Raw genomic sequence first — 21,532 nt, forward strand, 5'->3', positions numbered from 1 at the left:
ACCGATGAGAGGGGACCCACCTTCCCCTTTTCCCCAAAACCCGAGAAGTATTGGGACAGCTAGTTAAATACAAACATCTGTATAAGAGTGATCGGCAGCACCTGCTATACAATTACTGCTGTATGATTGGCAAGATTAGTAATTATCCCCCTAATGGACTATCAGTCCATCAACTGGGCATAGATTTATGAGTAGTTTGCTTTTATTATTAATAGGTTTTGGAATTTTTTTCTTGGCTTGGAAGACTCAAGATGAAATTAATCGCATTACGGCGATGTTTAGCGGGACAATTTCTCTAATTTGGGGATTAGCTCTAGCTCCATTGTCATTGCAATTGTTTATTGAGATTGTCTCGCTTCTAGCGGCTTTCTCTGTTTGTATGCGTTGTTTAGGTTGTGGCTCAAACCGCAATTGATTTTTCAATTGATAATTTTTTAATTCCCCAACTATTTTTTAAATTTTTAAAAATCATTTGAATTGCAGCTTGGCAAGTTTGTTCTAGAACGTTATCTGCCGATATTGGGTATTTGCCGGGGTTTACAAATTCTCATCGTCGCCTGTGGGGGTACTCTAATTCCTCACATTCCAGATGTTTACGGTACATCTGCATTACATCGTCTAGAGCCTGAACCTGGACGACGTTTACCGACAGAACATCTTGTCACCATAGATGTAGAAAGCCGTTTAGCTGACTGTTTACAGAATTTTCGCATATCTGTAGTTTCTTGGCATCATCAAGCGGTAGATAAAGTACCCCCTGCTTGGCGGGTTGTTGCTCATGCTTGGGATGATGGAGCCATTGAAGCTGTGGAGCATGAATACCATCCTTGGGCAATTGCTGTGCAATGGCATCCTGAGCTTTCAATTCTCGATCCCAATCATCAAAGAGTTTTTCTAGCTCTCGTTTAGGCTGCACATACAAGACGCTTCTGGGAGCTGGGATGAACGTAACCTCGCAACCGGGTCAGATCCAGGGTGATCTCCCCAATTATTTGGTGCTGAAAATTTTTTCTGCAATTGTAATTATCTCCCCTATTTCTCCCCTATTTATCTTTAAACTCAAATCACAAGAGCAGAGAACACTATCCAAAACAGGCGGACACTCTCTGTCGGATTAATAAGTTAACAAAAACAGAATTGCAGGAGCTTAAATTGTCTTATAATTTCTCTCGCCGCCAAATTCTCAAGACCGCTGGCTTTATTACTGGCGCTGCTTCAGTAGGGAGTACACCGCTACTAGGCAATTTAATTACTGGTTCTAATACTGATAGTTCCGCACAAGCTGAAGAACCTAACAAACTTGCAGCCCCGCAGATGGTTATTAATAGTCGAATGCTATATTTCGGCTGGATTCCGGAAGATTCTACCGCTGTGAAGTCCTTAGTCCCAAATCGTTTCACACCAAACTACAGGGGCGCAGTCTTCATGAACCAATATGTAGTCGATACTGATGAGCAGACTTCCGGCTTTGGTGCGTACTCGCTGACTTATCTTGGTGCCGATCTCCAAAACCTTGATGCCCCTGGCGGTGTAAACCCCGGTAGATGGTGGACTCACTACTTTAACTCCAGTTCTACCGTAATCAAATATGTTTTAGAGCGTGGCGTTCCTGCAACACCGGGACGTACAACTCTTAGCCTTAATGGCAATACCTTAATAGCTACAACCGAATCTAACGGTATTCCCATCATTCGCACTACTGCTAGGGTCAGTAACACCATTGCTAATGTGGCTAGTGGTCAATTGCGATACATCACGAAAAAAACCGATGGTTCATTCTCCAGTGGTGTTTATCCTTATGTTGCAGAGATCGTTACCCCTTGGCAAATTGTTGATTTGGAGTTCCTTCAACCAAGCCATCCTGTCTATGCTTTACGACCAAGACGACCGCTTGAAATTACCTTTGGCTTCTATGCTCCCCGTTCTTCTTTCTGTTATCCCGGTGGCGAACAGGTACTTTAACTGTAACAAATGATGCTGTCGTCTGTGAGCGGGGATGTGGTTATAAACCCAATACCCGCTATCAGCGTAGAACACCGATTCAGTATTCAGAGTCATGACGAAAAACTCGGGTTTCTTTTAGGCGCAAGAAGGAAATTATGGTTGAAATGACCTAAAAATCAGGTTTTACAGCCTCGCCTTTTACTGAATCGGTGTTCTAGTAGTTCGCTTTCGTGACTTAGCGGGGTAAAGGTTTTAAATCCCTTATCCTTTCCCCAGCCCTCACAAGCGCATTTTTGGGTTGATAGACTACTACTGAAAACCTTACATGGCTCGCGTCTGTGATTTACTTCATCCATGTCGAAACTTAATTTTAGTTTTTCGATTTTTTGGAGGAGAGGATAATGTTGGAATGGCGCTAAGAAAAGGGAAAATCGTTGAGGCAGCTCTTGTGCAGAGGAGCAAAGGTGCAGAGGAGAAAGAAAAAGTTTTAAGCATTGCGTTCGGATATTTAGAAATTACCCCCTGCCCCCCTGCTCCTGGAGCATCCTTATGCTGCATACCCTTCAGCTTAACAAGCGTGCCATTCATGATCGCCCCTATTTTCATGAGGCCCTTGTTGCCGTTTTATAATGAAAGGATGCAAAAGCTTACCATCACCCGACCTGACGATTGGCATCTGCATCTCCGCGACGGTGCAGCACTGAAAGCGGTTCTGCCCTACACGGTGCGTCAGTTTGCCCGCGCGATCATCATGCCGAACTTGAAGCCCTCTATCCGCTCGGTGGCAGAAGCGGCTTGCTATCGCGATCGCATCCTCGCCGCCATTCCAGAGGGACAACAGTTTGAGCCATTGATGACGCTCTACCTCACCGACAACACCAGCCCCTACGACATTCTCCGGGCGAAAGAATCCCAGTTTATCAAAGCGGTCAAGTACTACCCAGCCGGTGCAACGACCAACTCAGACTCCGGTGTGACAGATATTCGGAAGGGTGATCGCGTCTTTGAAGCGATGCAGCAGGTGGACATGCCGTTATTACTGCACGGGGAAGTGACCGATAACGATGTTGATACGTTCGATCGCGAGAAGGTGTTTATCGAGCGACATTTAATCCCCCTCAAGCAGCGATTTCCCAACCTGCGGGTGGTGCTTGAGCATATCACCACCTCCGATGCGGTGCAGTATGTCCTGTCTGCCAACACCATTGCGGCAACAATTACGCCACAACATTTGTTGTTTAACCGTAATGCCCTGTTCAAAGGCGGCCTTCGCCCCCATTTTTATTGCCTGCCCATTTTGAAACGGGAGGAGCATCGTCAGGCTTTGTTGCAAGCGGCAACATCGGGGAATCCGAAGTTTTTTCTAGGTACCGATAGCGCTCCCCATACCCGCACCAGCAAAGAAAGTTCCTGTGGCTGCGCGGGATGCTTTTCGGCTCTGCACGCCCTTGAGTTGTATGCCGAAGCATTTGAAAGCGTGAAAGCCCTGGATAAACTGGAGGCGTTCGCTAGCTTCTATGGCCCAGATTTTTATCAACTGCCGCGTAATACCGAGCGAATTACCTTGTCCAAAACGACTTGGCGCGTTCCTGATGAAGTTCCATTTATGGAATCTGGGCTTGTACCTTTGGGGGCGGGGCAGGAAATGACATGGCAAATGGTATGACATTTGCATTGTGCATCAGCCGTTGTGGAATCCTGTCGGTTAGCTTAGGCCAACGAGTAATTTGAATCCTGGCTCAAATTGGAGTCTGCGAATCTTCCATTTTGAGTGGTGATCGCCTTAGCAGAACTTTAATATTTTAGCTAGCACTTACCTGTTGCAATAACTTTGAGTCCCAGGTATAAAGTCCGATTTCTTCAGGTACTCTTGAAAATCTTCCTGTGCGATGCCCTCGCGATAATTCGTTCAGGACTTTGGGCTTTACTTCTATGACATCTGATGGATCAAGTTCTCCATATAATTCTTCGATAATTTCCGCCACATTGAAAACTTTACCCGGATTTTGTTCCAATAAAGAAGTCAGCGCATCAATCAAAAACTGCCCGGTAAATTCTCCTTGCATTGGTATAGTATTAGTTTGTGCCTGTGGGTCAGGTTTTCTATTTTTGCTCTTCTTAAAAGAACTAGTACGATTCGAGTTAAGCAATTTTAAATCTAGGGTAAAAGAACCTGGTTTACCAGGAACAAGCGACCATTTACCGCTTTCTCTGCCATAAGTTAATGTAGATTGAACTCTGCCCTTTACTAGTTTGAAAATATCTGGTTCTAAATCACCATAGAGTGATCGCACCACAAAATCTATGTGACATACAGTACCCCTGTGTTTTTGCAATACCTTTAGGATCGCTTCGGTGCGGTTGAGAGATTGATATTCCGGCAACATTGGAATTTCTGACCACAAGAGGGATTTCTCTAAAGTTTCTTGTTGTGTCTCTATCTCTTTTGATGTTGGCGCTGGTGGCTCGTCGGCTTCACCAGATGTCGAGGATGATTCATTTATTTCTAAATTATTTGTTTGTGAGGCTTCAGCCTGACTCGGCTCTACCAACTTCACTTCGGATTCAGTAATGTTATCGCTATTTACTGGTAACGAATTATCTTCGGGTGTGTCTGGAACTACCTCATTTACTATTAAACGCATCTCGATATTTTGAAATTCTGGGAATGGAGTTTCTAATTCTAAATCATTTGTTGGAGCAATCTCAGAATTGATAGGTTCTACCAAGTTGCCTGACGCTTCAGGAGTGTGTAGCCGTAGTTCGTGGTAAATATCACTGTTGTTCAAAGAGAAATTCTTTGAAATTGAAATATCTGGCTCACTAATGACTATCGGTGCTTTAATATCTTGCTTTGCAGAAGACGAATTCTCTGTTAGAGACAGTTGAGAACTAACAGGCTTTACCAAGTTGACTTTTGGCTCTGGCGTGAAATCGTTATCCTCGAGGAGCAAGTTTTCTAAACTAGAAGCAACTAGCTGATTAATCCTATTGTGGTAAAACTTACTAGAGAAGACGACTCTCTAAATTAGCCAAGTAACCCTTGGGGTCTCTGCGAAATCGATATTGTTCAATTCTGGCTTTATGGTGTTTTTGCAGTTGAGAGCGTAATTCGAGCCAAGTATGAATATCAACTTGTGCTAAATCAGATGCGGTAAAAGAATGAAGTTTAGTAGCGATCGCACAGGCAAGTTTGACAGAACCACGAATAACAAGGGATGAGGGGGCAACCTTACGACCGGTACAACGACGTTGATGATGACGTAGCATACCAAAAGCATGTTCTAAGTCATTATTAGTTCTGGGAAAATCTTCAATTTCGTAACAATGAAAAAGTCCAGACCAGTAGCTATGAGTGGTTTTTATAAAGTTATCGATTGCAGTGTTTAGCGTACCAGCTTTCTGTTTTTGTTGGGACATTTCTGTTAAAAGTTGCTGATAACTTTGTTTGACTCCAGCAGCATCAAGAGCTATTTTATTGTTGAGAATATTACTAGCTTTATCAACCCACTGATATGCAACCCTCACAGGTGAAAATAAAGATGCAGTCGCAGATAAACCCTTAGCTATCAGGTGTTTTAGGTTGACTAAAGTTGGTGGTAAAGCACTTTTTTTTCCATCCGTTCTAAACTTTGCTCTATTAGCGTCAAATTTGATTGTAACTTTAACCCAGATGCCTCTAATGGTGGATGACCATCATTGGTTATAGAACTACGCACTGCCGAGCAATAATCTTCAATAATAGTCACCAAATCCTTATCTTCATTGACAACACTACGTTCAATGTCTCGTAGTCCTCTAACCTTTTTTTTTAATTCCTTTTTTGCATTTCGATCCGCCTCATATATGGGTTTAATTGCCTCCTTTAGGTAATGATAATGACATAAACCATGAGCAATACTAGGTAATGCTAACCTAACAGCTTTGCGAATTGATTGTTGCCCATCACTAACAACGCCATCAATTGGTACATTTAGGGTATTAGTTACTTCTAATAATAACGCCACTAAATCTTCGTTTCTTGATGATAATAAGGTTTTAGCAAGTATTATTTCTCCTGATAAGCAATCTCGAATTACCCATAATACTTCATGTCCAATTTCTGGCTGCATACCATCGATCGCTAATATCACCCGTCCTTGATTAGCCACTATTGCTTTTAACCTTTTATGATCTTTTAGCCATAAAGAAAGTAACTCGTCATATCTGTCAATTAGGTACGTGACCGTTCGTTGACTGATACATATACCCTTTAATTCAAGGTGAGTGTGTATTTGAGGAACACTTCTATGTTCCTGGTAGCGTAATGCTCCTATATAAGCAATCACATCCAAACCAAATTCGTTCTGTGGTAGAGCGAGTGACCCTTCTTGCTCTGGTCGATATGCTTTTTTATACCGCAGACATGACTTGTTTCGACATCGACGAATTTTTAGCTGTAGTTCTACTACCCCGTTTAACGTTCTTATATGTCGAGGATTATTGTATTCATTCCACATTGCTTGACCGCACGAGGGGCATTTTTTTTGAACACAATCGAGTACTTCAAACGATGTTGCCTCTGGTTTTAAACTTTTTCTTGCCAAGTTCTTGCACCATTATTTCCCTACAAGGTTAAGATTACAGGATTTCCACTCTTCTCTAGTAAGTTTTGCCACGCTAGGATTAATCACCTCCAGGGTTGGCTTCTGACCGTTATCAGACCAGACAGATAACAATGCTTCTACGTGATTGAGATTTGCTAAAGCTTGTATGTATAACTTTTCGTACTTCTCCACAATCGGAGCATAGTAGTCTCGTAATGACAACAGGGGAGCAAGAAAGGTTTCAGGAGGAGGCTGTAATTGTGATTGACTATCCATAAACTTTTAATTTCACCAAAACCGCTATCCCTTATACCATGAGTACTTTTTTTTGTTGATCCTGATGCAACTAGCTCGTCAAATCTGCTGCTAGCTAAATATGTACAACATCACGGTATCAATACATACGATAATAGCAATGAAATCGTTTTCATTGCTAAAAACACATCCAAGATGCTTTTAGAATAACTACTTAGAAGGCATCTTGTTTGCTCTAAAAGTGTTCTTAGATTATTTTGCCAAGGCACTTACAAGTAATAAAATGCCCAGCCGTATCAAGGATATTTTGGCTACACAACTATATTTCTGGCGCTTTCGCCCTTCGGGGCGAAAGCGACGGCTGGGCATTTTATTATTTGGATCTCCCCAAATTGACATCACTCTTGTAAGTCATAGCTCTGGGTTTTCTCTTCTTGAGAGGGACTACTGATTTCTTGGGTGGTTGGGGAGGGCGGCATTTCTCGCAATATAGCGGTCGCACACCAAAGGTTTCTCGTTGTGTGGACTGTTCGCACTGCTTACATACGAAGTTGAAAACGCGAGTATGAATTTCCCGCTTGTGCGCTCTGACGGTGTACTCTCGGACTTCAATAGTTTTGCTGGGCATTGATTATCTATTGTGGTCTTACTTCTTTAATATAGTTTTTCGTCTTAGTTCTACAAGATCCGTGCATCATCTGACGAAAGTAATTCTACTTAATCAATTAAGTACTCTTGCATGTCGCTTTGTCGATGGCGGAGAATACTTATCGCCTTGACCTGGATTTGACGAATCCGCTCTCGGCTGAGGTTTAGCTGTTGCCCAATCTGAGCTAGATTGAAATGCTGATCGTTCTCTAGCCCAAAGTTTAAAGTCAACACTTGACGCTGTATAGGTGTCAATGGTTCTAAGAATTTAGCTACATCTTGCGATAGAAGTTCTTGGCTAAGGAGTTTTTCTGGTGAAGCGGCATCGCTGGCTAAAATTTCGCCCAATTCTGTCTCTTTTTCATCTCCCACTTGTTTATTTAAAGAAATGGCTGTGCGAGAAGCAGTGAGATATTCTCGAAGCTTATCTGTGCTTATGTTTAATGCTGATGCAATTTCTTCGGCAGTGGCATGACGACCGAGTTTTTGAAAGCTTTCTCGCTGTACTTTCTTAATTTTGGTAAGTATTTCAGTGAGATGAACAGGCAATCTAATAGTGCGCGATTGTTCTGCTATGGCGCGTGTGATCTCCTGACGAATCCACCAGTAAGCGTAGGTTGATAGCTTATACCCCCGGTTGGGATCAAACTTTTCTATACCCCTTTGTAAGCCGATTGCTCCTTCCTGAATCAAATCTAAGAATTCCAAATTGCGGTTCTGGTATTTCTTGGCAACAGAAACTACTAGTCGCAGATTAGCTGTCACCATTTTTTGTTTAGCCTTTTGACCAAGGTGTAGTGCTGCTCGGACTTGTGCTTCGGTTTTTTCAACAGCATTGGCTAATTCTGTCATTGTTGGTTCGCGTTCTAGCTGTTGAGTTAGTTCATTTTTAGATTGCTCAATGACAATCATTTCTTGTACAAGTCTTGCATAAGCGATTTCTTCCTCTGGCTTTAATAAAGGATACTGACCAATTTCTTGCAAATAGATGCGAACCATATCGGAACTGAGGCTGGACATACAAACTTTTCGACTTTTTTAAACCAAGGGGATTTAAAAGTATAAATCAAATAGCTCATTAAAATTTTCTATTTTTAACCGAGTACCGTGGGTTTAAATCCCGCAGTTCAAAATCGCGCAAGTTTTGGGTCGGGGTCTAAATCCCCATCACAAAACTTAATTACGAATTACGAATTATTTAATAGCCAAGGCATATCAATGCAGTCCTGCCTGAAGTAACCTCTGCTGTAACCTTGTGTACCGCCGTTGGTCATCAGTAGAGCGCACCGCCAGAGATATCGCTTTTTTTGCTCCAACCACGATCGCTAACTTCTTGGCACGGGTCAGCCCGGTGTAAAACAGGTTCCGGGTCAACATCATATAGTGCTGCATATAGATTGGCAGAACTATCACCGGATATTCTGAGCCTTGGCTTTTATGAATCGAAATGCTCCAGGCAAGGGCAATTTCATTCAGGTCAGCGTAATCGTAAACCACAGTCCGCTCACCATACAGTACTGTAACTTCCTGCTCTACAGTATCAATGGTGAGGATTATTCCCAAGTCGCCGTTGAAAACTTCGCGGTTGTAGTCGTTGGTTAGCTGGATGATGCGATCGCCCTCGCGTAACAAATTCCCACCTCTATTAATCTCCACCTTGCTGGGGCTGGGTGGGTTGATCAACTGCTGCAATACTGTGTTCAGGTTACGAGTCCCGATTACTCCCCGTGTCATCGGGCAAAGCACTTGGACATCAGTGGCAGGATTAAAACCTAAGCGTGGAATCAAATCGGTAATCAACTCGCAGATTGCCTGTACACCATGTTCGGGCTGATGTCCGCCGCCGTGCCAAATACAGTCAGATTGAGGTGTGTCAGAAATCGGTTCAATCGTGGGATAAATTCCTCGATTAATCTGATGAGCAGCAGTGATAATTGCACTTGTTTGAGCTTGGCGGAATACCTGAGTTAACCGCACTACTGGCACGCAACCAGAATTAATCAAATCAGCGAGTATTTGACCTGGGCCCACAGATGGTAACTGGTCAATGTCACCCACCAACAACAGTAAAGCGCCAGCCAATACTGCTTTAACCAAAGAGTAAGCTAGAAATAAATCAAGCATCGAAGCTTCGTCAGCGATAATTGCTGTATGGGGTAAAGGATTTTCGCTATCGCGCTTGAAACCCCTTGAGCGGGGGTCAAATTCTAACAAGCGATGTATCGTCTTGGCTTCTAGTCCGGTCATTTCACCCAAGCGTTGAGCAGCCCGTCCAGTAGGTGCGGCCAGGGCAATAGATTTCCCCATTGCTTTCCACAGGCTGACAATGGTGTGAGTTGTGAAGGTTTTTCCAACGCCAGGGCCACCAGTCAAAATCATGATTTTGGAATAGGCTGCTGTTTCTACAGCTTGGCGTTGCTGTTCTGAAAGCTGAATTTTCCGGCTAGCAGTAAAGCGGTCAATCCAATCACGCACACGCTCAATGTCAGTACCAACAGGATTTTCCAAGCGTTGGCGTATCAGTTGAGCTAAATTCTGTTCCGTATGAAAGTAAGTCGGCTTATAGCAAAGTAGCCTTTTTTCTTCATCCCGCTCTCTAATCAGCTCGTCTGCCAGAGCCATATCTTTAATAATGATCGCGACCGCTTCTTCTGTGGGCTGATGAGATTCGGTAGTCAGTAGTTTGATTACCGACTCAATCAGTTCGCTTTGTGGCAGGTAACAGTGACCATCTTCGGCGGCAACACTTAGACAGTGGACAATCCCCGCACGATAACGAAATTCTGAATCTGGTGCAATTCCGATATTTCTCGCAATCTTGTCAGCAGTCAGAAAGCCAATCCCGTAAATATCGGCTGCTAACTGATAGGGGTTCTTGGTAACAGTGGCAATCGCTTCATCCTTATATTGCTTGTAAATCTTCACAGCATAAGTGGTAGAAACGCCATGCCCTTGGAGAAACACCATCACTTCTTTTATGGCTTTCTGTGTCTCCCAGGCATTTTTAATTAACTTAATCCGCTTTTTGGCAATACCCTGGACTTCAATCAGCCGTTCAATCTGGTTTTCGATAATGTCGAGCGTTTCTAAACCGAAGTGAGCAACAATCCGTCTTGCTGTGACTGGGCCTACACCTTTAATCAGCCCACTACCCAAGTATTTTTCAATTCCAGTGAGAGTAGCTGGTTTGGTTTCTTTGTAATTGACTACTTGGAACTGGGGGCCAAATTGTGGATGGTCACGCCAGAAACCAGTTAGTTGTAAAGTCTGCCCTGGCTGGATATTAGCAAAGCTGCCAACAATTGTTGTCAGTTCGGTGCTACGCGGGCGAGTCAGCCTTGCCACTGTGTAACCCGATTCAGCAGAGTAAAAAGTTAAACGTTCTACAACTCCGGTGATTGTTTCCTGTTGAGGGAAGGTGCTTACTTGTTGAGGGGAAAGATTAGGGGGAGTGGACATTGCTTATCATCAGATGCCGCACATCATTATAATACTGGGAGTGGAGTTATTATAGTACATAAGTACTGTGCAATACACCCTGCATTAGTGTCATCGAAAACTCACCCTAATTTCCCTTTATCACTCCTATATGTCATAGCTCTAAAACACCGATTCAGTAATAAAAGGCGAGGCTGGAAAATCAGATTTTTAGGTCATTTCAACGACAATTTCCTTCTTGCACTTAAAAGAAACTTGAGTTTTTCATCATAACTTTGAATACCGAATCGGTGTTCTAGATTTCCTCTTAAGTGAGACTAGTGATTTTTTGGGTACTTGAGGAGGGCGGTAGCTTTCGCAGCAGTAAAGCGATCCTGGTTATATCTATTATCAACGAGGTGAACAAAAACGTTTAGAACAAATTAGATAACACCTTGAGTTGTTAACTCACTTTGTCCAGGATAACTATATTACAATAACTGCTTGCTACATCAGGGTTTTAATTTCATCGAGCTTTTCTTGAAGGACTTGGCGTAGTTTAATAAGTCGTGTCTGTTCCAATATTTTTAAATTTATTGATTGGATATCCTTAATAGTTTTGTCCATCTGTTTGTTCTGCTTGGCTTTAGAATTAGAAGTACTATACTGCTCTAAGGTTTGTTTAACTAGTGTTTTAGTTTGGCTCAATGATAGTTTTTCTTCAATGACTCGATTAGTTACCTGAGTACGAATCATCAAAGCTTCAGATTCATCAATTTTCATCTGTTCAGAGGATAATTTATTAAGTTCTCTAACTTTGCTGGTTTCTAGCCCTTCAGAGCGAATGACATTTTTGAGGTCTTCCGTCACTTTAAGAAGAGGAAAGATATTGTTATTAATCGATACTGGATTCAGTTGTAGTCCTAACAATACTGAAACAATCTCATATTCCTCATGTTCCTTGAAATCAGATGTTTCTAGCCATTCTTGTTGTGTTATTAGATCAGAATCTTTAATCAGTGCGAGATATTGAAGCTTCTTGCTGCGGACTAGTCGGTTAATGAAAGCATTCAAATACTTTGGAATCTCGTCTTCTCGTCCGCTCAGATCGGGATATTTATAAATAATTAATCGAATAAGAGCAGTTGCTAAGTCAAGGTCATGAAGTTTTTGGGAGTGAATACTACTTACTAATTGACCCTCAAAAACCACGACTTCATCTGAAGTATCTTCTTTAGGTAGAAAGACAGCTTTCAGTTTTGTCATTCCAGCAGATGGAGCTGACCTCCATCTGAGTTCTCCATCAAATATTTTGTAGCGTCCATCAAGTTGTGGAATAAGCACTATTGGATTTTGCTGACCTTGCCGACGCAGACTTTCTGCTCGTTCTTGGATTATTAATTGAGGAAATGTTTGTCTTGGTTGAGCCGGATCGGGATCTATAAGACTTACAGCAATTTCATGTATCCCTCCTTGAGTAGCCAGTTGATTAGTGAGTTGCTCAATTTGTTGCTCTAATGTAGTTTTTTCTTCTGAACTAAATACATTTGCTCGCAGCTGTGTAATTTCTACTTCGAGTTTCTCTATCTGACTTTTAAGTTGGTGAATTTGCTGAGACTGACCTGCTTGGCCAAACAGTTGACTAATTTCTACAGGTTTTTTACTTGACATCACAGTTCCTCTGTCATCAATTTGATTAAGCTAGTCACAATAGGTTTAAAGTCTTCACTAGCATCATAACCAGGTCGATATAAATTTAAGGGTAATCCAGAACCACTAGCTTTAAGGTAGTAATTAGATTCTCGAATGTAGGGAAAGCATCGGATTCCCATCTGTTTAATTAGAAAGGGAAGAGTTCTCTCAGGCTCAATATCAGTTCTGAGGTTGCCTTTTTTGTCTAAACCTAAAATATCTCGATGTGCCCCAACGCCATATAAATCTACTCGTGTAGGTACAAACCCTAATATTTCAGGTTGAGGCTTCAATCTCAAATCGTCTACTTTACTATAAAACCAATCTAAAAAACCTGCGAAAGCTCCTGTATCTTTATATTCTGGTTTGATAGGAACAAGCACATGTGTAGAAGCTGCTAGTGCAATCAAACCCATAGGCTCTAAGGAAGCAGGAGTATCAAAGATAATCAAATCGCTATTTAAGGGAAAATCTTCTAATCTATCTTTCAGTGTGTAGTGACGGCGATTATAGTTATATATTTCTGCAATGCTTTCTTCGAGAAATTTCCCTCCCTGAATAGCCGTCACCGTGGAAAGATGTTCTGTCCAAAGTGGAACAAGTGGGTAGTCACCTGTAAATGTTTTTTTGAAGACAGCAGCTAGAGACTGTTCCATTGATGCTGGTGCAAGCCTTGCAAAAATACATAGTGAACCGTTTTGATCCAGTTCTATTAGGGTAACTTTATAACCTTTGGCACCTACAGCATATGCTAAATGGGTTGCTACCGTGGTTTTACCTGACCCACCTGCATTACTAGCAATTGTTAGTCGGATCTGCTTTTTAACTTTTTTCTTTTTCATTACAATGTCTTTTTAAACTCACATCTTTCTTGTTTTAGTTATTATCAACAACTGAGTTAATTGAAAAAGCCGGGATTTCAGAAAAAAGTTGTTTTACATAACAAGGCTCCTCAAATCTTTGATAGTGGCAACTTAAGACATAATATACGGTTCGGTTATGAAACTAACATTAGTTTCATAACCGAACCCTATATGGCTAAGGTTAATTTATTCTGCTCTAAGATTCGCTAATTATTACTGTTCTACTACCTACCAGTAGCCCACCAATAACATCTTTGGGGTGTAACTGTAGGAAGACATCAGAACTAAAAGAAACATAGCTTTGGACTAGCCAATTACAAAGATTAAACTTTTCCACTCCCATCTGTAGATCAGTTACCCCTTATTGAGTCAAATCCGGCAGTTATAAGTTATTTCAGCAATATTTTTTAGCTACTCCAGCCTTCCCTTCTTTACGCACTGCACCCCTGCGAATGTCTCAGATGATCAGGTTTAATTGAGATATTAACTCTCAACATCGCTTATTTCCAGCCGAAACCCGTCGCTATCCTCAAAATCACGATCCTGCTAGACCACGCTTATCACCCTGAACATCTTACAGAGGCACTAAAGTATAAATCAAGCTGTCAACGATGATCTAAATTAATTTTTGCTGCGTTGATAGAAAAGATTTCAAAAAAAATCATGGGGGCTGTATGGGGGCTATATGTACCCCAAAGCAGTTTAGGGGCTTGAGCAAAATTTGACTCCCACATGGGGGCTACATGGGGGCTACATGGGGTACATTCGATTGAGTGAGGTTTTACCCCACTTAGCCCCCAAGAGGTTATGATATTTTTTTGACGCTGAAGAAAAAAAGAGTAGTTATTTTATTCATCTCTTCTCTGCTCCCCACTTCACCTCAACAGATAACTTTCACAAATCAAAATCTATTACCTTTCTCTCTATGTCTAACATTCACACCTTGCAAAAAATTTTTCCTGCTGGCTTTGACAACGGTTATGGAAGCCTAAAACTTTTAGTCGATGGCTTTGAAGTTGTTCGTGTGCCCAGCTATATAAGCAATGCCGAGATGGAAGACGTACCTGGGAGGGTCGTTTTTAACGGTAGTGCTTACACAGTTGGAGAATCAGCTTTTCGTACAGGAAATTATTTTGACCGAAACACTGATAACAATGAAAACAAAGTCAATAATGCACTGTTGACATTATTCGGTGCATTGGCACATCTTCCACACCGTAAGGCTTGGCATTTAAAATTAGTCGTTAGCTTACATGATGTTGGTCTAGCTGACGAATTGCAAAAAGTACTAAACGGAGAATATCAGCCAATACTTGCTGGCAAACAATCAGACGTGAAGATAGAAGTCCTGAAAGTTGTGCTAGAGGGGATGGGTGCATTGTTTGGGCATCAACTACCGAAAAAATTAACTATTTTAGATTTTGGCAATGGCACAACTCTGTATTCTCGTTACAACCAAGGGAAACGAGAAGTTCACACCGCCTACCCCACTGGCGTAGAAGTTCTCATCAATGATATTTCCCAAAAGATGAAGCATTTAAATGGCGGAAAAATTGGGGATGCATCCAAAATCCGATTTTGTCTGGAAATGGGGCATACTCGGTACAGCCGGGACATTGATATCAAAGATGTTTACAGCGCTTGCTTAAAAGATTGGTATGAAAAATACTTGAAGAAAGTGGTGAATTTGACACTTGATGCCAAGCACCAAGGGGATGAAATCTGGGCGATTGGTGGAGGCTGCCTGTTACCAGGATTTAAGAAGCTTTTAGAGAAAAACGGGTTCAAAATACTGGACAACCCGGTAGAAGCTAATGTCTTTGGGCTTTTAGAGATGGCAAAAGCCATCAGCAGCAAGAATTCGCCTACTACATCTCTTAAATGATCACAATGACAGATAAAGAAGACTTAGCTCCGATAAAAATTCGGCTTAAAGAAAACTATCGAGAACGCATATTTGCAGAGTCCCAACAACTAGGTAAAAGTTACCTGGAGACGCTTTACTTTATTATTGATTGCTATTTTGTTTTCATCAAGGCTGGATTAGCCACAAAACAAGTAGCTTTCACGCCGATTACTACTGACGAGAACAGATTTCAGCCGCCGACTGAAGAGCCATCTATTATTGAAAAGCAAGAAAATTTGGATGACCAAACCTTCATTCTTGATTTTGAGTTGTAAGGGAAGTATGGGACTGCTGCCTCTATAGTGCGTAAATCAAGCGATCGCACAAGAACACATCGCTTTCTTTTGCATAAAGAAGATAATTCTAGCACCTCTGTTTGCTAAAGTAATTCTAAGGCGCGTGAATTTCCGAACAATCCAGAGACATCACAACAATGAGAATACTTCATGGCACCTGGATACCAAACGAGGAAACTGACTTTATCCAGTCAGGGTCTTTTTACTTGTGGGTAGAAACTCAATTATCTCAAAAAAGTCACACCAATAGTCAACAAATTCATCCGGGACACTTGGTAGAATCCGAATTAATCGCCTTTTTAGTAGAAGAATTGGGAATTAAAGAAGACAATACTAAATTTTCCCAACGCATATCTCCTAAATACTTTGCCTTACCAACCACCAATAATCAGCCCCTACCCTCACCAGAATTAACCAAATATTTAGAAATTGAGTTGACTGATAGCTATGAAGAATTCCAATATTGGCAGATTGATTGTTATGAAACAGTAGTGTCTACCAAAAACGTCACCGCACTTAATATTATTAAACTACTTAAAGATATCCATTTTTTAGCAATATATAATGCGGAGAAGTTTCAAATTGGTTCAGATTTATTATTTTGGTATCATTATACTCAAAGTTTTAAACAAGTAATCCTCAAAGACCAATTTATTCCCGCACTAAAATATCGACAGTTATCATCGGAAAATCCGAAGAAAAAAGGCAAAAGCAAGACTGATAAAGCAGCATTTGAAATTTATGCCACCTGGGAAATTATTTCCGAACAATATGAAGCAAATATTCTTAAATATATTGAATATATGCCACTAATATGTGTGGCAGGTAAAGCAACAGTTAGCTATCCTATTGAGTTTTTTGATCAAGAAACACTATTGCGTCACTTTTCCGAATATGTACTTCACGATTTAGTAACTCACACCCCATCTACAGCCGCTTTTGACAAACAAATTGCTGATTCTCTAATTGAATCTTGCTTTTATCCTCGTCAGCATAACCCACTCACAACAAATACTGCCCTTGAGGAATATCAGCAATGGTTGGTATGGAAAACCAAAATTACTCGTACTCAATCTGATTCACCTTTTCATCTGTGCTTCCAGTTACATTCTCCTGATAATGAACAAATAGACAATTGGCAAATTCAATTTCTAGTAGCCAGTAAACAAGATCCATCCTTGAAGTTAGCGTTAGCAGACTACTGGACAATGAATCAATTTTCCAAAGCTGCTGTACATAAAGATTTTGGTAAAGATTTTGAAACAAATTTGCTGCTGAATCTGGGTTATGCAGCCAGGATGTATCCCAAACTCTGGCTTGGGTTGGAAACAGCGAGTCCAATCGCAATGCAACTTAGCTTAGATGAAGCATTTGACTTCCTGACTGAAAGTGCTTGGGTACTGGAAGACTCAGGATTCAAAGTAATTGTACCTGCTTGGTATACTCCCACTGGTCGTCGTCGCGCCAAAATTCGTCTCAAAGCATCGGGTAGCAAACTTGCTGCAACGAAAGGGGAAACAAAAAGCTATTTCGGCTTAGACTCACTGGTGGAGTATCAGTATGAGTTAGCGATTGGGGAGCAAACTGTCACACCTCTTGAATGGGAACAACTGATTAATGCTAAAACTCCCCTAGTGCATTTTCGCGGTCAATGGATGGAATTAGACCGGGATAAAATGCAGCAGTTACTCGAATTTTGGCAGTCCCACGGTAACGAACAACCCCAGACGACCTTACTGGAGTTTCTACAATGCAGTGCTGAATTGGGGTCAGAATGGGAAATTGAACATGATGAAGCTTTGTCAGAGATGATCGCAAAGCTACAAGATAAAAGTCGCCTAGAACCAATTTCTGAACTTGATAATCTGCAAGGCACACTCCGAGAATATCAAAAACGTGGTGTTTCCTGGCTACAATATCTGGAAAATTTGGGATTAAATGGCTGTTTGGCAGACGATATGGGTTTAGGTAAATCCGTGCAGGTGATTGCCAGATTAGTGCAAGAGAAGGAGTTACATGAAGCTCTGAAAGTAGGAGAAAAGATTAATTCTTTATCTGCCTTACCGACACTATTAATTGCCCCGACTTCTGTTGTTGGCAACTGGCAGAAGGAAATTGCCAAATTTGCACCTCATTTAAAAACTATGGTGCATCATGGTAGCACTAGGCTGCAAAATCTAGCTGATTTTAAAGCTGCTTGTCAACAAAACGATGTGATAATTAGTTCTTTTACTTTAGTCCGCAAAGATGAAAAGTTATTGAGCAGCATCGAGTGGCAACGTTTAGTACTGGATGAGGCACAAAATATTAAAAATCCGAAAGCTACCCAAACTAAAGCTATTTTAAAATTAAGAGCTAAACATCGGCTGGCATTAACAGGAACTCCTGTAGAAAACCGCTTACTGGATTTGTGGTCAATTTTTAACTTTCTCAATCCTGGTTACTTGGGTAAAGAAGCCCAGTTTCGGAAAATATTTGAGATTCCGATTCAAAAAGACAACGACCGTGTGAAATCTGCCACCTTGAAAAAACTGGTAGAACCTCTAATTCTGCGAAGGTTAAAAACTGACCAATCTATTATTAATGATTTGCCAGATAAAGTTGAGCAAAAACTCTACACCAACCTGACCAAAGAGCAAGCATCGCTTTATGAAGTGGTGGTACTAGATGTAGAAAAACAATTGCAATCAGCAGAGGGAATTCAACGCAAAGGATTGATTCTTTCAACCCTAATGAAATTGAAGCAGATTTGTAATCATCCAGCCCAATTTCTCCAAGATGGGAGCGATTTTTCACCACTGCGTTCGCACAAACTCAGTCGGTTAGCAGAGATGGTTGAGGAGGCAGTTGATGAAGGAGAAAGTTTACTCATTTTTAGTCAATTTACGGAAGTGGGTGAAAAAATTGAAAAACATCTCAAACATCGTCTGCATTGCAATACTTACTATTTGCATGGTGGCACTAGTCGCCCACGTCGAGAACAAATGATTACCGAATTTCAAGACCCAAATACAGAACCATCGGTTTTTATCCTTTCCTTGAAAGCAGGGGGCGTAGGTATCACCCTCACGAAAGCCAACCATGTCTTTCACTTTGACCGTTGGTGGAACCCAGCAGTTGAAGACCAAGCAACTGACCGTGCTTTCCGTATTGGTCAAAAAAAGAATGTCTTTGTGCATAAATTTGTTGCCATTGGAACTCTAGAAGAGAGAATTGACCAAATGATTGAGGATAAGAAAAAACTCTCTAATGCTGTTGTTGGTAGCGATGAATCTTGGCTCACCGAATTAGATAATGAAGCCTTTAAGCGGTTGATTTCATTGAACAAGAGTGCAATTTTGGAGTAGATATTATGGCTAAATTTAGTCGGACTTGGTGGGGCGATCGCTTTATTCAAGCACTAGAAGCTTTTACAGATGATAACCGACTCAAAAGAGGACGCTCTTATGCTAGCGGTGGTAAAGTCAAAAGCTTTGAGATTGACTTAAATAAAATTACTGCCAAAGTCAGAGGCTCAGTTAATCCCTATTTTGGAGTCTACAAAGAACCAACTTATAATATAGAGATTCAGATTACACCTATTGCTAGAACCCATTGGAATGAAGCTATCCAAAAGCTTTCTTCTAAAGCCAGCATCATTTCTCGATTGCTACTAAATGAAGTCCCAGAAAATATTGAAGATACTTTCTCTCATTTGGGACTACATTTATTGCCCCATAGTAGTAAGGATTTCAAAACTAAATGCTCTTGCCCAGATTATGCTAATCCCTGTAAGCACATTGCTGGAGTTTACTATTTAGTAGCTTCTCAATTAGATAATAATCCCTGGTTGTTATTTGAATTACGGGGATTATCGAAAGCAGAACTTCAAGCCAAATTAGCTGATTCTCCTTTGGGAAAAGCTCTATCTGAGGAACTGAATACTAAGGAAATTCCTTTAGAACTTTCTAATTCGCTGTACTCTAAGCTAGAAAAACAATCTCTTAAGCAAATGCCAAATGCCAGAGAATTTTGGTTAGGTACAAAGCGATTACCACAAACTATTGAAGTGGCGACTCCAAGTAGTATCTGTGCAATTTTGATTAAGAAACAAGGGGATTTTCCTGATTTCTGGCACAATGATGCTTCCTTTATTGAAACAATGGAAGAACTGTATCAGCGAGTCAAAACCAAAAATCATCAGTTCTGATTTCAGCGCTGATAACGACATCGTAAAGTAATTTCTTTTTAGATGCTAATTGCCGTTATAATTTTTTACCTTGAAAAAGCATACGCACATATTTTATGCCTTGAAAAACTCCACTTCTGAAGACGTATTTAATAATGGATTTATTTGACCAGCATCTTGCAAAAATAACTGAAGAATCAGCACCCCTAGCGGCTCGGATGCGTCCACGGACACTTGATGAATTTATTGGTCAAGAGCATATTATCGGGCAATGAGATAGTAGTTTAATTATTATTGAATAATATTTGAAAATCCTAACGTAACAGGATTATTCAAAAACTCCTGCTCTTTCAATAATAAACCATTCATGATATAAAACTGCTAAAAAAAATTCCTCTCCCTTCAAGCGATCGCATACCGCCATAAATCCAGAGAAAAAAGGATCATCTTCATAGGTAGTATCAGACAGAAAAACAGTTACAGAGTTGTTATCTATACTCCAGATACACCGAATTATGGTGATATTAGAATGATGTGATTTATCTACAGGTAATAATATCGGGCATCCTTGAACTGACAAAAAGTCTGGCTGTTCATATCTGAGAACTGATTCCCAATCCTCTGGCCCTTCATGTTTCTCAATAATCCTATCCCATCTAACTGCCTTAATTTTTTCTAGGCTTTCTGCTGATAAGTCTGATAATTTCATAGCTTGTATCTCATGAAGTCTGTTTTAATAGCTAATATACATAAATCAGATTATCATCTCTTTATTCTAGTGGATTGCAGAGATATTTAGTATATGCGATACTGAGCTTTAGTAAAAATCTTAACCTGAAAATAGAATGATTGTTATGAAAGTTAAAGATAAATATTATGATTGACCACGACCGCCTTTTCAAAGAATTATTATCTACGTTTTTTATTGATTTTCTTGATTTGTTTCTACCTCAAGTAGCCAGCCAAATAGATCGTAATTCCATCCAGCTTTTACCCCAAGAAGTATTTAATGATGTCACTTCTGGCGAAAAGAAGGAAATTGATTTACTGGCGCAGGTGCGTTATCAACAGCAAGATACTTGTTTTCTAATTCATGTTGAAAACCAGTCTTACACTGAAACAGCCTTTGCAAAGCGGATGTTTAAATATTTTGCGCGCCTACATGAAAAGTATGATTTACCGATTTACCCAGTTGTAATTTTTTCTTTTGATGAACCCAAACGCGCCGAACCCCAAAATTATCGCGTCACCTTTGGAGATTTAAAAGTGCTGGAATTTCAGTTTGTAGCAATCCAGTTGAATCGTTTAAGTTGGCGCGATTTTCTCACGCAGCCAAATCCGGTGGCGGCAGCATTAATGTCAAAGATGAATATTTCCAAGCAAGAACGTCCACAGGTGAAGGCGGAATGTTTGCGGCTGCTGGCGACCTTAAAATTAGACCCAGCAAGAATGCAACTAATTTCTGGGTTCGTTGATACGTATTTGAGGCTCGACGATACTGAGAAACAGGTCTTTCAAGCGGCAATCAGTACAATGGGATTAGATGAACAGGAGGAAATTATGGAGATTGTTACAAGTTGGCAACAGGAAGGCGCTCAAAAAACAAGAGAAGAGATTGCATTAAATTTACTCAAAAGAGGAATGATTGTGCAAGAAATCTCACAAGTCACGGGTTTAAGTCTTGAACAAGTTCAGCAGTTACAAGCTCTTCTTTCTCAAGAAAATTAATGTCAGTTGTACAGATGGGTGAACAAGAA

The 21,532-nt window shown here is 40.8% G+C and carries 18 protein-coding genes and 1 pseudogene; 10 read left to right on the plus strand and 9 right to left on the minus strand.

Translation table 11 applies throughout. The features are described 5' to 3' along the window. Window positions 1-187 precede the first annotated feature (187 nt). The 4 genes from GJB62_RS31215 to pyrC all read left to right on the plus strand — a co-directional run bounded on the left by GJB62_RS31215 (window position 188) and on the right by pyrC (window position 3,610). Window positions 188-415: a hypothetical protein gene (locus GJB62_RS31215; RefSeq protein WP_114080961.1), complete on the plus strand. Its 228-nt coding sequence runs from the start codon at window positions 188-190 to the stop codon at window positions 413-415. Window positions 416-477: 62 nt separating this feature from the next. Continuing rightward, entirely contained in the window at window positions 478-909 is a 432-nt protein-coding gene (locus GJB62_RS31220; RefSeq protein ID WP_245246229.1) for a gamma-glutamyl-gamma-aminobutyrate hydrolase family protein, read from the plus strand. A 243-nt stretch (window positions 910-1,152) separates the two neighbouring features. Next, window positions 1,153-1,962, plus strand: coding sequence for a hypothetical protein (locus GJB62_RS31225; protein WP_114080960.1), 810 nt, complete (start codon window positions 1,153-1,155; stop codon window positions 1,960-1,962). Window positions 1,963-2,581: 619 nt separating this feature from the next. Beyond that, complete coding sequence (gene pyrC, locus GJB62_RS31230) at window positions 2,582-3,610, plus strand: dihydroorotase (protein ID WP_114080958.1); 1,029 nt, start codon at window positions 2,582-2,584, stop codon at window positions 3,608-3,610. Between the two features lie 136 nt (window positions 3,611-3,746). On the opposite strand, the gene GJB62_RS31235 is transcribed toward pyrC, so the two are convergent. The 8 genes from GJB62_RS31235 to GJB62_RS31270 form a co-directional block, all read right to left on the minus strand. Beyond that, window positions 3,747-4,898, minus strand: a complete 1,152-nt coding sequence (locus GJB62_RS31235) for a hypothetical protein (RefSeq protein WP_114080957.1) — start codon at window positions 4,896-4,898, stop codon at window positions 3,747-3,749. A 52-nt stretch (window positions 4,899-4,950) separates the two neighbouring features. Next, window positions 4,951-6,443, minus strand: a protein-coding gene (locus tag GJB62_RS31240; protein ID WP_245246230.1) for a transposase whose coding sequence is annotated in 2 segments (ribosomal slippage) — window positions 4,951-5,552 and window positions 5,552-6,443 — 1,494 coding nt in all. Because the reading frame shifts where the segments join, the coding sequence is not laid out codon by codon here. A 99-nt stretch (window positions 6,444-6,542) separates the two neighbouring features. Beyond that, complete coding sequence (locus GJB62_RS31245; RefSeq protein ID WP_114081393.1) at window positions 6,543-6,806, minus strand: hypothetical protein; 264 nt, start codon at window positions 6,804-6,806, stop codon at window positions 6,543-6,545. A 352-nt stretch (window positions 6,807-7,158) separates the two neighbouring features. Then, window positions 7,159-7,413 carry a hypothetical protein gene (locus GJB62_RS31250; RefSeq protein ID WP_114081394.1) on the minus strand — a complete coding sequence of 85 codons (255 nt, stop codon included), beginning with the start codon at window positions 7,411-7,413 and terminating at the stop codon, window positions 7,159-7,161. A gap of 89 nt (window positions 7,414-7,502) precedes the next feature. Further along, the gene (locus GJB62_RS31255) at window positions 7,503-8,453 is read right to left on the minus strand and encodes an RpoD/SigA family RNA polymerase sigma factor (protein WP_159402638.1); all 951 of its coding nucleotides are present in this window, start codon (window positions 8,451-8,453) and stop codon (window positions 7,503-7,505) included. A 195-nt stretch (window positions 8,454-8,648) separates the two neighbouring features. Continuing rightward, window positions 8,649-10,892, minus strand: coding sequence for an ATP-dependent RecD-like DNA helicase (locus GJB62_RS31260; protein ID WP_114083252.1), 2,244 nt, complete (start codon window positions 10,890-10,892; stop codon window positions 8,649-8,651). Between the two features lie 465 nt (window positions 10,893-11,357). Further along, the gene (locus GJB62_RS31265; protein ID WP_114083251.1) at window positions 11,358-12,521 is read right to left on the minus strand and encodes a ParB/RepB/Spo0J family partition protein; all 1,164 of its coding nucleotides are present in this window, start codon (window positions 12,519-12,521) and stop codon (window positions 11,358-11,360) included. Beyond that, window positions 12,521-13,384 carry a ParA family protein gene (locus GJB62_RS31270; protein ID WP_114083250.1) on the minus strand — a complete coding sequence of 288 codons (864 nt, stop codon included), beginning with the start codon at window positions 13,382-13,384 and terminating at the stop codon, window positions 12,521-12,523. Before GJB62_RS31270 ends, GJB62_RS31265 begins: the two co-directional genes overlap by 1 nt. A gap of 412 nt (window positions 13,385-13,796) precedes the next feature. On the opposite strand from GJB62_RS31270, the pseudogene GJB62_RS37720 reads away from it, so the two are divergent. The 5 genes and pseudogenes from GJB62_RS37720 to GJB62_RS31290 all read left to right on the plus strand — a co-directional run. Beyond that, window positions 13,797-13,993, plus strand: a pseudogene (locus tag GJB62_RS37720) (hypothetical protein); the annotation flags it as partial. Window positions 13,994-14,330: 337 nt separating this feature from the next. Continuing rightward, window positions 14,331-15,290: a ParM/StbA family protein gene (locus GJB62_RS31275; protein WP_114083249.1), complete on the plus strand. Its 960-nt coding sequence runs from the start codon at window positions 14,331-14,333 to the stop codon at window positions 15,288-15,290. A 5-nt stretch (window positions 15,291-15,295) separates the two neighbouring features. Then, window positions 15,296-15,586, plus strand: a complete 291-nt coding sequence (locus GJB62_RS31280; RefSeq protein ID WP_114083259.1) for a hypothetical protein — start codon at window positions 15,296-15,298, stop codon at window positions 15,584-15,586. A 158-nt stretch (window positions 15,587-15,744) separates the two neighbouring features. Next, window positions 15,745-18,954 carry a DEAD/DEAH box helicase gene (locus tag GJB62_RS31285; protein WP_114083248.1) on the plus strand — a complete coding sequence of 1,070 codons (3,210 nt, stop codon included), beginning with the start codon at window positions 15,745-15,747 and terminating at the stop codon, window positions 18,952-18,954. A gap of 5 nt (window positions 18,955-18,959) precedes the next feature. Next, complete coding sequence (locus tag GJB62_RS31290) at window positions 18,960-19,796, plus strand: SWIM zinc finger family protein (protein WP_114083247.1); 837 nt, start codon at window positions 18,960-18,962, stop codon at window positions 19,794-19,796. Between the two features lie 307 nt (window positions 19,797-20,103). Here the strand turns inward: GJB62_RS31290 and GJB62_RS31295 are convergent, their stop codons facing one another. Beyond that, the gene (locus tag GJB62_RS31295; RefSeq protein ID WP_114083246.1) at window positions 20,104-20,484 is read right to left on the minus strand and encodes a hypothetical protein; all 381 of its coding nucleotides are present in this window, start codon (window positions 20,482-20,484) and stop codon (window positions 20,104-20,106) included. Window positions 20,485-20,651: 167 nt separating this feature from the next. On the opposite strand from GJB62_RS31295, the gene GJB62_RS31300 reads away from it, so the two are divergent. Continuing rightward, window positions 20,652-21,503 (plus strand): Rpn family recombination-promoting nuclease/putative transposase, encoded by an 852-nt coding sequence (locus GJB62_RS31300; RefSeq protein ID WP_069074519.1) that lies wholly within the window; start codon window positions 20,652-20,654, stop codon window positions 21,501-21,503. Window positions 21,504-21,532 lie beyond the last annotated feature (29 nt).

The sequence above is a fragment of the Nostoc sp. ATCC 53789 genome, assembly GCF_009873495.1.
GTDB classification, from domain to species: Bacteria; Cyanobacteriota; Cyanobacteriia; order Cyanobacteriales; family Nostocaceae; genus Nostoc; species Nostoc muscorum_A.

Bases quoted from the DNA above. Each gene is read 5' to 3' on its own strand.
- GJB62_RS31215 (WP_114080961.1), top strand. From the start codon at position 188: ATGAGTAGTTTGCTTTTATTATTAATAGGTTTTGGAATTTTTTTCTTG.
- pyrC (WP_114080958.1), top strand. From the start codon at position 2,582: ATGCAAAAGCTTACCATCACCCGACCTGACGATTGGCATCTGCATCTC.
- GJB62_RS31245 (WP_114081393.1), bottom strand. From the start codon at position 6,806: ATGGATAGTCAATCACAATTACAGCCTCCTCCTGAAACCTTTCTTGCT.
- GJB62_RS31250 (WP_114081394.1), bottom strand. From the start codon at position 7,413: ATGCCCAGCAAAACTATTGAAGTCCGAGAGTACACCGTCAGAGCGCAC.
- GJB62_RS31255 (WP_159402638.1), bottom strand. From the start codon at position 8,453: ATGTCCAGCCTCAGTTCCGATATGGTTCGCATCTATTTGCAAGAAATT.
- GJB62_RS31260 (WP_114083252.1), bottom strand. From the start codon at position 10,892: ATGTCCACTCCCCCTAATCTTTCCCCTCAACAAGTAAGCACCTTCCCT.
- GJB62_RS31265 (WP_114083251.1), bottom strand. From the start codon at position 12,521: ATGTCAAGTAAAAAACCTGTAGAAATTAGTCAACTGTTTGGCCAAGCA.
- GJB62_RS31270 (WP_114083250.1), bottom strand. From the start codon at position 13,384: ATGAAAAAGAAAAAAGTTAAAAAGCAGATCCGACTAACAATTGCTAGT.
- GJB62_RS31275 (WP_114083249.1), top strand. From the start codon at position 14,331: ATGTCTAACATTCACACCTTGCAAAAAATTTTTCCTGCTGGCTTTGAC.
- GJB62_RS31280 (WP_114083259.1), top strand. From the start codon at position 15,296: ATGACAGATAAAGAAGACTTAGCTCCGATAAAAATTCGGCTTAAAGAA.
- GJB62_RS31285 (WP_114083248.1), top strand. From the start codon at position 15,745: ATGAGAATACTTCATGGCACCTGGATACCAAACGAGGAAACTGACTTT.
- GJB62_RS31290 (WP_114083247.1), top strand. From the start codon at position 18,960: ATGGCTAAATTTAGTCGGACTTGGTGGGGCGATCGCTTTATTCAAGCA.
- GJB62_RS31295 (WP_114083246.1), bottom strand. From the start codon at position 20,484: ATGAAATTATCAGACTTATCAGCAGAAAGCCTAGAAAAAATTAAGGCA.
- GJB62_RS31300 (WP_069074519.1), top strand. From the start codon at position 20,652: ATGATTGACCACGACCGCCTTTTCAAAGAATTATTATCTACGTTTTTT.